11 protein-coding genes and 1 pseudogene are annotated in these 12871 nt (G+C 38.9%); 8 read left to right on the forward strand and 4 right to left on the reverse strand.

Features of this window, described 5'->3' with window-relative positions:
- Positions 1 to 19: 19 nt before the first annotated feature.
- Complete coding sequence (locus ACOB82_RS03325) at positions 20 to 649, reverse strand: START domain-containing protein (protein WP_448211524.1); 630 nt, start codon at positions 647 to 649, stop codon at positions 20 to 22.
- Positions 650 to 854: 205 nt separating this feature from the next.
- Here ACOB82_RS03325 and thrS point away from each other — a divergent pair, with 205 nt between their 5' ends.
- The 6 genes and pseudogenes from thrS to ACOB82_RS03355 form a co-directional block, all read left to right on the forward strand.
- The gene (thrS, locus tag ACOB82_RS03330; RefSeq protein ID WP_448211525.1) at positions 855 to 2765 is read left to right on the forward strand and encodes a threonine--tRNA ligase; all 1911 of its coding nucleotides are present in this window, start codon (positions 855 to 857) and stop codon (positions 2763 to 2765) included.
- 55 nt (positions 2766 to 2820) lie between these two features.
- On the forward strand, positions 2821 to 3378 hold the full coding sequence (gene infC / locus ACOB82_RS03335) for a translation initiation factor IF-3 (RefSeq protein WP_448211526.1): 558 nt from the start codon (positions 2821 to 2823) through the stop codon (positions 3376 to 3378).
- A 154-nt stretch (positions 3379 to 3532) separates the two neighbouring features.
- Entirely contained in the window at positions 3533 to 3727 is a 195-nt protein-coding gene (gene rpmI / locus ACOB82_RS03340; RefSeq protein ID WP_448211527.1) for a 50S ribosomal protein L35, read from the forward strand.
- A gap of 15 nt (positions 3728 to 3742) precedes the next feature.
- On the forward strand, positions 3743 to 4102 hold the full coding sequence (rplT, locus tag ACOB82_RS03345) for a 50S ribosomal protein L20 (protein ID WP_448211528.1): 360 nt from the start codon (positions 3743 to 3745) through the stop codon (positions 4100 to 4102).
- 265 nt (positions 4103 to 4367) lie between these two features.
- Complete coding sequence (locus ACOB82_RS03350; RefSeq protein ID WP_448211529.1) at positions 4368 to 5471, forward strand: phosphoribosylaminoimidazolesuccinocarboxamide synthase; 1104 nt, start codon at positions 4368 to 4370, stop codon at positions 5469 to 5471.
- Positions 5472 to 5699: 228 nt separating this feature from the next.
- Positions 5700 to 6933: pseudogene (locus ACOB82_RS03355) on the forward strand (methyl-accepting chemotaxis protein); the annotation flags it as partial.
- 143 nt (positions 6934 to 7076) lie between these two features.
- On the opposite strand, the gene ACOB82_RS03360 reads toward ACOB82_RS03355, so the two are convergent.
- The 3 genes from ACOB82_RS03360 to ACOB82_RS03370 all read right to left on the reverse strand — a co-directional run bounded on the left by ACOB82_RS03360 (position 7077) and on the right by ACOB82_RS03370 (position 9235).
- Complete coding sequence (locus tag ACOB82_RS03360) at positions 7077 to 7637, reverse strand: hypothetical protein (RefSeq protein WP_448211530.1); 561 nt, start codon at positions 7635 to 7637, stop codon at positions 7077 to 7079.
- 237 nt (positions 7638 to 7874) lie between these two features.
- Entirely contained in the window at positions 7875 to 8504 is a 630-nt protein-coding gene (locus tag ACOB82_RS03365) for a hypothetical protein (RefSeq protein WP_448211531.1), read from the reverse strand.
- Positions 8505 to 8581: 77 nt separating this feature from the next.
- Complete coding sequence (locus tag ACOB82_RS03370; RefSeq protein WP_448211532.1) at positions 8582 to 9235, reverse strand: DUF1456 family protein; 654 nt, start codon at positions 9233 to 9235, stop codon at positions 8582 to 8584.
- A gap of 243 nt (positions 9236 to 9478) precedes the next feature.
- Here ACOB82_RS03370 and pheS point away from each other — a divergent pair, with 243 nt between their 5' ends.
- A complete protein-coding gene (gene pheS / locus ACOB82_RS03375) occupies positions 9479 to 10459 on the forward strand; it encodes a phenylalanine--tRNA ligase subunit alpha (RefSeq protein WP_448211533.1) in 981 nt (326 codons plus the stop codon).
- A gap of 12 nt (positions 10460 to 10471) precedes the next feature.
- Positions 10472 to 12871, forward strand: a complete 2400-nt coding sequence (pheT, locus tag ACOB82_RS03380) for a phenylalanine--tRNA ligase subunit beta (protein ID WP_448211534.1) — start codon at positions 10472 to 10474, stop codon at positions 12869 to 12871.

Genomic DNA, 12871 nt, shown 5'->3' on the forward strand with positions numbered 1-12871 from the left:
GGATAAAACCCATATCTATTTAGTGGGGTGGTATATGTGGCTCGTAAATTTCTGCTATTTGGAACTGTTGCCATTTCGATATTGGCAATAACGCTTTTATATTTCGCATGGTTTTCCAAACAGAATCGATGGTGAGCTGATTTACTAACCAAGCAGGAATTGCCCCATTGGGATCGACGTTAAATTGATAAGTAATGTCAATAAGTCCGCTATCTGCAACTGGACGAATTGTCCAATGAGCGTATTCAACCGTCACTCTTACAGAATTATCTATCGGGGCTATAGCCGTACTTGCATCAGTAACATCAATTTCTATCGAACCATTATCCAATTGAATGTACTTGCTTCTAATAACCATATCTCTGGGCTTTACCGGCCAAACACTGTTAAATTTCGTGATAAAGATATTTTCATTAGGTAAAACCTGCTCAATAAGCTCAGCATGGTTGGCGCTGTCTAACCACGTAGGGATATTAGGGTAGTCCTGTAAAAATAATAGAAACCCGGATAATGTTGATTTGACTTGCAATGACGCTTTGACTGTGACAATTCGCTGATCTTTTTGTTTATCTTTATAAATTTTAATCTCGTCACTAGTTCTCACTAATTGCCAATTAAATTCACTTGCCGACAGCGTAAATGTAGACAAAAGCAGCACATTTAATATAAATGCACGACATATTAGGTTAAAAACATTGGGTGAAGGTAATATAGTCATTGAAAAAGCTGCCGATTTTCCCTATTCTTCATGGCTTATTTTTATTAAACCACATTTGTATTAAATTTGTGGTTTTTCTTGAACGAATTAAACAAGCGGCGCTTCGTGTGTGTCGCCACTGTAAAAAGGAAAATTCATGCCTGTAATTACTCTCCCTGACGGTAGTCAACGCTCATTTGAACAAGCTGTATCTGTAATGGATGTGGCAGCTGATATTGGCCCAGGTTTAGCCAAAGCAACATTAGCTGGTCGCATTAACGGTGAACGTGTTGATGCGTGCGAATTAATCACAAAAGACTGTGAGCTACAACTTATCACCGCAAAAGACGAAGACGGTTTAGAAATTATTCGTCACTCATGTGCTCACTTATTAGGTCATGCAATTAAGCAACTTTGGCCAAACGTTAAAATGGCGATTGGCCCAACAATTGACAATGGCTTTTACTACGACGTTGATTTAGACCAGCCATTAAATGATGATGATTTAGCTAAGCTTGAAAAGCATATGCTTGACTTAGCTAAAACTAACTATGACGTAGTGAAGAAAACTGTTTCATGGCAAGAAGCACGTGATACTTTCGAGTCACGCGGCGAACCTTACAAAATTGAAATCCTAGACGAAAACATCGACAAAGATGATCGTCCAGGTTTATATCATCACGAAGAATACATTGATATGTGTCGCGGCCCTCATGTGCCGAATATGAAGCATTGTCAGCATTTTAAATTAATGAAAGTCGCAGGCGCTTATTGGCGTGGCAACTCTGACAATAAAATGTTGCAACGTATTTATGGTACTGCTTGGGCAGATAAAAAAGCACTTAAAGCTTATATTCAACGTCTTGCCGAAGCTGAAAAACGTGATCACCGTAAAATTGGTAAAACATTAGATTTATTCCACTGGCAAGAAGAAGCGCCAGGAATGGTGTTCTGGCATAACGACGGTTGGACAATTTACACTGAGTTAGAAAAGTTTGTTCGTGAAAAGCTTCATGAATATGACTACGACGAAGTGAAAGGTCCTTTAATGATGGACCGTGGCTTATGGGAAAAATCAGGTCACTGGGATAAATATGCCGATGCCATGTTTACTACAGAATCTGAAAAACGTGAATACGCAATTAAGCCAATGAACTGTCCAGGTCACGTACAAATCTTCAACCAAGGGTTAAAGTCATATCGTGACTTACCTCTGCGTATGGCAGAGTTTGGTTGCTGCCACCGTAATGAGCCATCAGGTGCGCTGCACGGTTTAATGCGTGTTCGTGGTTTTACTCAAGATGATGCCCATATTTTCTGTACAGAAGATCAAGTACAAAGCGAAGTCACCAAATGTATTCAAATGGTTTACGATGTTTATAAAACGTTTGGCTTTGAAGATATTATCGTTAAGTTATCAACACGCCCTGAAAAGCGTATTGGTGATGATGCAATGTGGGATAAGGCCGAAGAGGGCTTAGCGCAAGCGCTAAAAGATCTTGGTATTGCCTTTGAGTACTTACCAGGTGAAGGGGCGTTCTACGGCCCTAAAATTGAGTTTACCCTGTTAGACTGTTTAGGTCGTAACTGGCAGTGTGGTACAGTGCAACTTGATTTTGCCTTACCTAATCGTTTAGATGCCAGCTATATCGGTGAAGATGGCGAACGTCATATTCCGGTAATGATCCACCGTGCAATTTTAGGTTCACTTGAACGTTTCATTGGTATTTTAATTGAAGAATATACGGGTAAATTCCCTGCGTGGTTATCACCAATTCAAGCAACCGTGATGAATATTACCGACAAACAAGGCGAATATTGTCAAAAAGTTGTTAATAAATTAAAAGAAAATGGCTTTAGAGCAAAACTAGACTTGAGAAATGAGAAAATAGGCTTTAAAATCCGCGAGCACACTTTAAAGCGAGTTCCATATCTTTTAGTCGTTGGTGACCAAGAAATGGAAAATGGCGAAATCGCCGTTCGTACACGAAGTGGCGAAGATTTAGGAAAAATGTCTGTGGATGCTTTTATTGAAAAGCTAGCTCAAGAAGTGAAATCACGGGTATAAACCTTTTTACACACAGGCATAAATGAGAAACTATGCCTGATTTTTGTTTAGTTCTTTGGAGGAACAGACTATTAAGAATGGTCAAAAAGGCGGTCAAAATGAACCGGCACATCGTTTAAATGAATTAATTACAGGTACAGAAGTACGTTTGATTGGTTTAGAAGGCGAAGCAATGGGCGTTGTTTCATTAAATGAAGCAATGGATGAAGCTGAAAAAGCAGGGGTTGATTTAGTTGAAATCAGTCCGACAGCGAAACCACCAGTGTGTCGCGTAATGGATTACGGCAAGTTCCTTTACGAAAAAGCCAAAGAACAAAAAGAACAGCGTAAGAAGCAAAAACAAATTCAGGTTAAGGAAATTAAATTCCGTCCTGGTACAGATGAAGGCGACTATCAGGTAAAACTACGCAACCTGAAGCGCTTTTTAGAAGGTGGTGACAAGGCTAAGGTAACATTACGTTTCCGCGGTCGTGAAATGGCCCACCAAGAATTGGGGTTAGATCTTTTAACTCGCGTTAAAAACGATTTAGAAGACGTTGCAACGGTAGAATTCTTCCCGAAAAGGGTTGAAGGTCGCCAGATGATAATGGTTCTAGCACCAATTAAACGATAAGTATTGGTCTGAAAGTGTTAGCGCGGAAGTGCTAACCACCAACATTATCGTAAAGCAGTAATTAAGGCCTGCAAGTAAAACACGAAGTACTTTACTTAATGATGTTTTCGCCTTGGTTACTAAATATTAACGGCATAAATGCGGAGTAATATTCATGCCTAAAATGAAAACGAACAAAGGTGCTGCTAAGCGCTTTAAGCCAACAGCTAACGGCTACAAATTCAAGCAAGCTGGTCTTCGTCATATCTTGACTAAGCGCCGTACAAAAGTTAAGCGTCATTTACGTGCTAAGTGTCACGTTGCCGCTTCTGACATTAAGTCAGTTAAACAAATGTTACGTCACGCTTAATAGGAGATATAGACAATGGCAAGAGTAAAACGCGGTGTAGTTGCACGTCGTTCTCACAAGAAAATCTTAAAGCAAGCTAAAGGTTACTACGGTGCTCGTAGTCGCGTTTATCGCGTTGCTTTCCAAGCTGTAACTAAAGCTGGCCAATACGCATACCGTGACCGTCGTCAACGTAAGCGTCAATTCCGTCAACTTTGGATTGCTCGTATCAACGCAGCATCTCGTCAAAATGGTTTGTCTTACAGCCGTTTCATTAACGGTCTTAAGAAAGCTTCTATCGAGATCGATCGTAAGATCTTAGCTGACATCGCTGTATACGATAAAGCAGCTTTCACTGTTTTAGTAGAAAAAGCAAACGCTGCTTTAGCTGCTTAATTACAGTTAAAAAGATGTAAGAGGGTGGTCAGTTTGATCACCCTTTTCTTTTTCTGAGGATAAATTTGTAGGCTGGGTACTTTAATTTCAAGAATTTATTCATTTAATTTTGATTGATGGAATAAAACGAATAGATTTTTATAACTTGTCATTCCGCATTTGATGCGGAATCTCCTGATATTTCGCAGAGACTCGCTTTGTAATTGGGAGATACCGATATACATTGGTATGACGATGATAGGTGACTTTTTATAAGGTTTTGAACATGAGTCTTGCAGATCAAGTGTTAGCGGTAAATGATGATTTACCTATTCGTACCGACAAGCCAGTTCACAGCGGTAAAGTACGCAGTGTTTATTGGTTAACTGAGGCTGATAGCCGTCGTTTAATTGAAGAAAAAGGCTACGATGTACCGGCTGATACGCCATTGGCTATTATGGTGATTAGTGATCGTATTTCAGCGTTTGACTGTATTTGGCATGGTGAAGGTAATGTTCGCGGTGTGCCTGGCAAAGGCGCTGCTCTAAATGCCGTATCAAACCATTGGTTTAAACTTTTTAAAGAGAATGGCTTAGCCGATAGTCATATTCTTGATATTCCTCATCCTTTTGTTTGGATTGTACAAAAAGCCCAACCGGTAATGATTGAAGCGATTTGTCGCCAATATATTACTGGCTCTATGTGGCGCGCTTATGAAAAAGGCGAACGAGAGTTTTGTGGTATAGAATTGCCGGAAGGCTTAACCAAAGACAGTAAATTACCAGAGCTTTTACAAACGCCATCAACAAAAGGAATTTTAAAAGGAATTCCAGGTGTGCCAGAAGCGGATGATGTGAATATTACCCGCAAAAATATTGAACAAAATTACCAAGCATTTAATTTTAAATCAGCTGATGATATTGCATTGTATGAAAAGTTGTTAACTCAAGGCTTTGATGTGATTTCAGCAGCGTTAGAAAAAGTTGGACAAATCTTTGTTGATACTAAATTCGAGTTTGGTTATGTCAAAGATAAAAATGGTAATGACAAGCTGATTTATATGGATGAAGTCGGGACACCAGACTCATCTCGTATTTGGGATGCTGAGCAATATGCTCAGGGTAAAGTCGTTGAAAACTCTAAGGAAGACTTTAGACAATTACTGCTTAATTATTTCCCAGATCCAGATATCTTATTAAACAAAGAGCGTATGGATGAGCGAGTATTACTTGCTAAAAACAACGAATTACCAATAGATGTGTTAATGAAGGTTTCACAAACCTATATAGGAATTGCAGAAAAAATAACGGGTGAAACTATTACGTTAAGTGCAAATCCTAAGGCTGAAATTATTGATGTGTTGAAAAATCACTATCAACTGATCGATTAATTAAAGCCATTACACAAAGCTACTTATAAGAGCCAACACGAAAAATGTTGGCTTTTTTTTGTGTTTTTTATATGAATTGCTCTATAACTAACTTATTGTTTTTGAAAATTATTGTTTACTACTTGTCAGTGTCTGCCTAAATAAAAATAATCAGGAATGAGCTATATGACGAATGCCCCAGAAACTAGTGAAACAAAAGATATACAAACGCTAATTTCTACCGTCGATGCAATAAATCGTGTGCAGGCGGTCATTGAGTTCAATGTAGACGGCACCATAATTGATGCAAATGATAATTTTCTTAATGCGATGGGCTACCGGCTTGATGAAATTAAAGGTAAGCATCATTGGATGTTTGCAGAAACGGAACTAGCAAATTCCACGGTATACAAAGAGTTTTGGCAAAAGTTGAATAAAGGAGAATTCGACTCTGGTGAATATAAGCGTTTAGGTAAAGATGGCAAAGAAGTGTGGATTCAAGCTTCGTATAACCCTATTTTAGACATGAACGGTAAGCCGTATAAAGTCGTAAAATATGCGACTGATATTACCGCACGAAAACTTGCCATTGCAGCAATTAAAGAATCCATAATGTTGATGGCTAAAGGTGACTTAACCACTACAGTTACCGCTGATTTAGATAGCGAGTTTAGTGTTTTGGCAGAATCTATGAATTCATTACTTGCTAATTTAAATGGCATGATGACGACAATTCGAGAGGCTGCCGATAATGTATTTTCTTCATCACGTGAATTAGCGCTGAGTAATAGCGATTTAAGAGCACGTACAGAATCTCAAGCATCTAGCCTTGAACAAACAGCATCAGCTATGGAGTAATTAACTACAACTGTTAATCAAAATGCGATCAGTGCTGCTGATGCTACTAAGCTATCAACACAAGCAATGAATAAAACCAGTGATGGTAAAAATGTCGTTAATAATGCCATAGGTGCGATGAATGCTATTGAGAAATCCAGTAAAAAAATTGCCGATATTAATAAGTGTGATAGATGAAATTGCTTTTCAAACTAATTTACTCGCGCTAAATGCTGCGGTGGAAGCAGCTAGAGCAGGCGAGCAAGGTCGTGGATTTGCGGTTGTTGCCAGTGAAGTTAGAAACTTAGCACAGCGCAGTGCCTCTGCAGCCAAGGAAATTAAAGGCTTAATTAATGATAGTGTTGAAGCAGTTAATCAAGGTAGTAAATTGGTTGATGATACCGGTGCAACCTTTACTGATTTAGTGGTTGCTGTGCAAGAAGTCGTTAATATGATTGCAGATATTGATGTTGCGAGCAAAGAACAAGCAGCAGGTATAAGCGAAGTTAGTGGCGCTATTTCACATATGGATAGTATGACTCAGCAAAATGCTGCGCTAGTTGAAGAGGCAACTGCTGCCAGCAAATCAATGGAAGAACAAGCACAAAGCCTGCTTGAACAAGTGTCTAATTTTAAAACATTATAAGGCGCAATAAGAGTCAAGTGCCCTAAAGGATTGGGCTGTTAGAATTGAGCGGTAAAAAATAAAATGACCATAAACCCCGTAAAAACGGGGTTTAAACTTGTATGCTTGAGCCATTTATAAAATTGCTGGCTTTAATTTAAAAGTTAATGCTTATGATTAGGCATATGCATTTTGCTGTTATCAATTGGGATCATAATGTGAGCGTAAGGTGTATCTCCCCACATCACATAAGGCCCACCTTGTGATGGATCATCTGTAATACCCTTTAACATTGTCTTGGGCACAATAATCATTAAGTGAGGCCCAGTCTCAACATAATCTTCAGCATTTTTATGATCATGATGATATGGATCTGAATTGCTTACTCCTGCGCCGAAATCACCTTTAAGCATATAGGATATGCCGATACTGTCAGGGGTAAACTCCGCCTTTTTACCTAAAGCGTTAAGTGCTTGCATCCAAGTCTTGTCATTACAAATTGGGTTTTTATCGCCTGGCATTACATCGGGCAGGCAAGTCCAATCATTACTTCCCTGTTTTAATATAGTGCCATCGGTATCCATAATCGTGGCATCTGCGCTAATGGTGCTAGGCGCTGCTGCCATCGCACGTTTAATTTTGACTTCATTTGATTCACCAGCATGACTAGTTAGTGAACTAGCAATTATAGTCAGCACTAATACTAAATATTTGGTTCGTTTCATCTGTCGATTCCTTATTTTAGGTTAAATGTCCTGAGGAATTCGCAGGTCAACAGGGCTGTTTAAGTATAGAGTGAGGAAGGAAATTTTGCTTGTTAGCTAGGAGTAACAGGAATTTTTGAGTTTAGATAAATGTAAATTAACAGTGTTATTGAGTAGGAATATTAACCTAATTAGCCCATTTAAACTTGAATTACCAATTCTGAGGTTTACTTCTAATTAGGTTAATTTAACTAACGTTTAAGCAATTTTGCTTGGTGATGTGGCAAATATGCTAAAAGGCAGAGGCTCTGCAAGTAAGCTATCGTCTACTTGTACATGATAAAAACCAAGATGCTGAAAATATTCATTTAACTGCTCAAGCGTTGTCTCGTCATTGTTTAAATCTAGAGCTTGATAATAAGCTTGAGTTTGTGGACAGTCGATTTCATCAGCATCAACAAATTGATGCATCGGTAAACTCATTAGCCAAATAGATTGTGCTTTGGTGTATTCATTAACGATTGCGTTTAACAACAAACGGCTAACCCCTTGTTTACGCATTGATGGAGTGACACTGATTGCTTCAATCATAATATGAACTCTGGCTTTTTTCGTATCAGCTGTAATATCAAGTTGTTCGCATAATTCTGGGTTTAGGTTTTGACCCTTGAAAAATAGCGTTAACGGAAGCTCCCAGTCACTAGGGTTACTAGCGGTTATGCTTTCAATACTTTGTTTAGCACCACGATGTTTATTTAGGGTAATAATTTCTAATTCAGCTTTAGCGACTAGCTCGCCTGCATCATTGAACACGTTAACATCTTGGGCAAGTTGCCATTCAAAAGCATCTTTAATTTCAGGTTGTTCAAATTTAACGATTAAATTCATAGTGTTAGTTTAGCGTTGTTGGCGCTTATTCCTTGTGTTTGTTTACTAGCCGATTAGATGTAGCTATCAACTATTGATTATTTTTTCCAAATATCTTCGGGTTTAAGTTTTAATACCGTACGTTTTTCTTTATTTGCTGCCGGATTATGATAAACCTCGCCACTTTTTGGGCGAGCACCTTGCTTATGTGTATTCTCTTGTTTAGGTGCTTTGGTTTTATTTTTTGTTACATCTTTATTTGCATTTGTACTATTGCTATCAGCACTGTTTTTAATTGGACGATATTTAACTTGCAGGGCATTGAGCAGGTTTCTTAACACTTGATCTTTACATTCGCGATAATGCTTATGATCAGCTTTACGAAAAAATGCGCTAAGCTCGGACTTCCCTAAATTAAAACCTACTTGTTTGAGTAGTGCTAAAATATCTTCTGCTTGCAATGATAAGGCAATTTTAAGCTTCACTAAAATCAGGTTATTGTTTAGCTTTTTTTCATTAACCGGTGTTTCACCGTCTTTTTTGCCTCGTTTTTCAATGATTAAACCATTCAAAAACCCTGAAAAAACATGGTCTGCCAACGCAACTTGATCTTTATCATCATCTTTTCTTAGCCAGTTGTTTACTTGCTCTTTAGTAGCGCCCACGTCAGCTAAGGCAAAAATATCGCACATTTTTTTGTCAGAATAATTAAAGCAAAATCGTAAGCGACGGAGAATATCGTTGTTAGTCACTAAAAGGTTCCGGAATACAAATAAAAATTGGCTGCATTTTAGCATGAACTGTAGTTATTTGGTTACTGGATATGCCTTGTGAGATAAAATAATTATGCTCAATGAGCGCATTTAAGCTTATTTGAAAAAATATCGATAAAAACCCTTGTATTACCCTACATTTCTGCTGCTTTTTTATGTAGAATCATCACCCATTTTTTCAGATAAAGTCTATCCAAAGCTGTAACGCTTTTAGAGGAACTCATGAACTTAGACGATATAATTTTACAGGCCGAGCAAGAAATCGCTCAAGCATCGTCGCCTGCCGCATTAGATGAAGTTCGCGTAAGCTACCTTGGTAAAAAAGGTGTGTTTACCGAGAAAATGAAAGGCTTAAGCCAGTTACCAAAAGAAGAAAAACCTAAAGCTGGTCAAGTGATTAATATTGCGAAACAGCAAGTACAGAAATTATTGACTGAGCGCGGCGAGTTCCTGCGAGCAGAAGAAATCAAAGTAAAATTAGCGGCTGAATCTATTGATGTAACTTTACCTGGCAACACTAGCGAAATTGGTGGTTTGCATCCGGTTACCCGCACAATTGAGCGTATCCAATCGTTTTTTGGTGAGTTAGGCTTTGAAGTAAAAGCTGGCCCTGAAGTGGAAGATGATTTTCATAACTTCGATGCGTTAAATATTCCAGAGCATCATCCGGCACGTCAAGATCACGATACGTTCTACTTTAACCCTAAGTTAGTATTACGTACGCAAACATCAGGCGTACAAATTCGTACTATGGAAACAGAAAAACCGCCATTGCGTATTATCTCTCCAGGTCGCGTATATCGTAACGATTATGACCAAACTCATACGCCAATGTTCCACCAGGTTGAAGGTTTATTAGTGGATAAAGATGTGAGCTTTACCCATTTAAAAGGCATTTTGCATGACTTCTTACATAACTTTTTTGAAGAAGATTTAGAAATTCGTTTCCGCCCATCATATTTTCCATTTACTGAACCATCAGCAGAAGTTGATGTAATGGGTAAAAATGGCAAATGGTTAGAAGTCTTAGGCTGTGGCATGGTACACCCAAATGTATTGAAATCTGTTGGCATTGACCCAGAAGAATACACTGGTTTCGCATTTGGTATGGGTGTAGAGCGCTTAACAATGTTGCGCTATGGCGTGAATGACTTACGTTCATTCTTTGAAAATGATCTTCGTTTATTGAAACAATTTAAGTAGGACTAACAAGTAATGAAATTTAGTGAATCTTGGTTAAGAGAGTGGGTTAGTCCGAACAACTCTTCTGAAGAATTAGCCCATCAAATTACCATGGCTGGCCTTGAAGTTGATGGCGTAGACCCTGTTGCCGGTAAGTTCTCCGGTGTGGTTGTTGGTGAGGTTGTTGAATGTGGTCAACACCCTGATGCAGATAAACTGCAAGTGACCAAAATCAACGTTGGCAGTGCCAGCGAAGATGGTGAGCTACTAGACATTGTTTGTGGTGCAAAAAACTGTCGTTTAGGGTTAAAAGTAGCGGTTGCTATGGTTGGCGCGGTTTTGCCGGGCGATTTTAAAATTAAAAAAGCCAAGCTACGTGGTCAGCCTTCATTTGGTATGTTGTGTTCTGAGTCTGAACTTGGCTTAGCTGAAAGTTCAGGTGGCATTATTGAGTTGCCACTAGATGCGCCTATTGGCCAAGATATTCGTGAATATCTTGATTTAAATGACGTAACCATTGATGTCGATTTAACGGCTAACCGTGGTGACTGTTTAGGCATAAAAGGCCTAGCTCGTGAAGTGGGTGTATTAAATAGTTTAGAAGTAACAGCTCCTGCTATCTCTGCGATTGCGCCAACTATTGACGATACGCTAGAAATTACGCTTTCAGCACCTATAGCGTGTCCTCGTTATTTAGGTCGTATCATTAAAAACATCAATTTAGATGCAACTACACCGTTATGGATGGTGGAAAAATTGCGTCGTTGTGGCGTGCGCTCTATCGACCCAGTAGTTGACGTAACTAACTATGTGTTACTAGAGCTTGGTCACCCGATGCACGCTTTTGATTTAGCAAAAATCGATGGCAAGATTGATGTTCGTCTAGCAAATAAAGAAGAAAAATTAACGTTATTAGATGAAAACGAAGTAACACTATCAGAACAAACACTAGTGATTGCTGACGATAATAAATCATTAGCAATGGCGGGTATTTTTGGTGGTTTGCACTCAGGTGTAACTGACGAAACACGTGATATTTTCTTAGAAAGCGCATTTTTTGCGCCACTGGCTATTTTAGGTAAAGCCCGTCAATACGGTTTACATACTGATGCGTCACACCGTTATGAACGTGGTGTTGATCCAGAGCTTCAACGCGATGCTATGGAGCGAGCTACTCAGCTATTAGTTGATATCGTTGGCGGTGAAGTAGGTCCAATCGTTGAAGCGGTATCTGACGAGCATTTACCTCAGCCGCGCGAAGTAGAATTACGTCGTGCAAAATTAGATCAACGTATTGGTATTAGCATTGAAACTGATAAAGTCACTGAAATTTTAACACGTTTAGGTTTTTCAGTTGCATATAGCAATGATGTATGGACAGTAACAGTTCCTGCATACCGTTTCGACATTTCAATTGAAGTTGATTTAATTGAAGAAGTAGCGCGTATTTACGGCTATAACAATATTCCAAATGTTGCGCCAATTGCTTCACTGTCAATGAGTAAACATCAAGAAAGCAACTTACCATTGACTAAATTAAGACAAGCATTAGTAAATCGCGGCTACCAAGAAGCGATCACTTATAGTTTTGTTGATCCAAAAGTACAGGAATTATTGCATCCAAATCGTGAAGTAATGACCTTACCACACCCAATTTCATCAGAAATGTCGGTAATGCGTTTAAGCTTATGGACAGGTTTACTACATGCAGTAAGCCATAACCAGAACCGTCAGCAAACTCGTGTTCGCTTATTTGAAACCGGTTTACGCTTTATTCCTGATGAAAGCGCTGAAAATGGCGTACGCCAGGAGCAAATGATTGCTGGTGTTATTACTGGTTCTCAACAGCAAGAGCATTGGAACCTGCCAAAAGCTGCAGCCGATTTTTACGACCTTAAAGGTGATGTTGAAGCGTTATTAGCGATTACTGGTAAGTCATCCGAATTTACCTTTGCAAAAGCCGAAATTGATGCCATGCACCCAGGACAAACAGCCGCCGTTTATAAAAATGACGAGCTAATTGGTTACATTGGTACCTTACATCCTGAATTAGAAAGAAAACTTGGCTTGAACGGCAAAGCATTAATGTTTGAATTATCATTAGCTCAAATTTTAGACTTAAATGTGCCGCAAGCGCGCGACATTTCTCGCTTCCCATCAAACCGCCGTGATATTGCCGTGGTAGTTGAAGAGCAAGTTGAAGCAAAAAAAGTGTTACAACTCATTGAAAAGGTTGGCGGAAATTATTTAGTTGATCTAAACTTGTTCGATGTATACCAAGGTAAAGGTATCGAGCCTGGTTTTAAGAGTTTAGCCATTGCAATGATCTTGCAAGATAATGAAAAAACTCTTGAAGAAAAAGAGATTACCGATGTGGTAAATCGAGTGGTCGATACATTAAAAACTGAATTAAATGCATCACTGAGGGATTAA

It is taken from the genome of Colwellia sp. MEBiC06753 (assembly GCF_053470325.1).

Coding starts and splice junctions, on each gene's coding strand:
- thrS (WP_448211525.1), top strand. CDS start 855: ATGCCTGTAATTACTCTCCCTGACGGTAGTCAACGCTCATTTGAACAA.
- rpmI (WP_448211527.1), top strand. CDS start 3,533: ATGCCTAAAATGAAAACGAACAAAGGTGCTGCTAAGCGCTTTAAGCCA.
- rplT (WP_448211528.1), top strand. CDS start 3,743: ATGGCAAGAGTAAAACGCGGTGTAGTTGCACGTCGTTCTCACAAGAAA.
- ACOB82_RS03350 (WP_448211529.1), top strand. CDS start 4,368: ATGAGTCTTGCAGATCAAGTGTTAGCGGTAAATGATGATTTACCTATT.
- ACOB82_RS03360 (WP_448211530.1), bottom strand. CDS start 7,637: ATGAAACGAACCAAATATTTAGTATTAGTGCTGACTATAATTGCTAGT.
- ACOB82_RS03365 (WP_448211531.1), bottom strand. CDS start 8,504: ATGAATTTAATCGTTAAATTTGAACAACCTGAAATTAAAGATGCTTTT.
- pheS (WP_448211533.1), top strand. CDS start 9,479: ATGAACTTAGACGATATAATTTTACAGGCCGAGCAAGAAATCGCTCAA.
- pheT (WP_448211534.1), top strand. CDS start 10,472: ATGAAATTTAGTGAATCTTGGTTAAGAGAGTGGGTTAGTCCGAACAAC.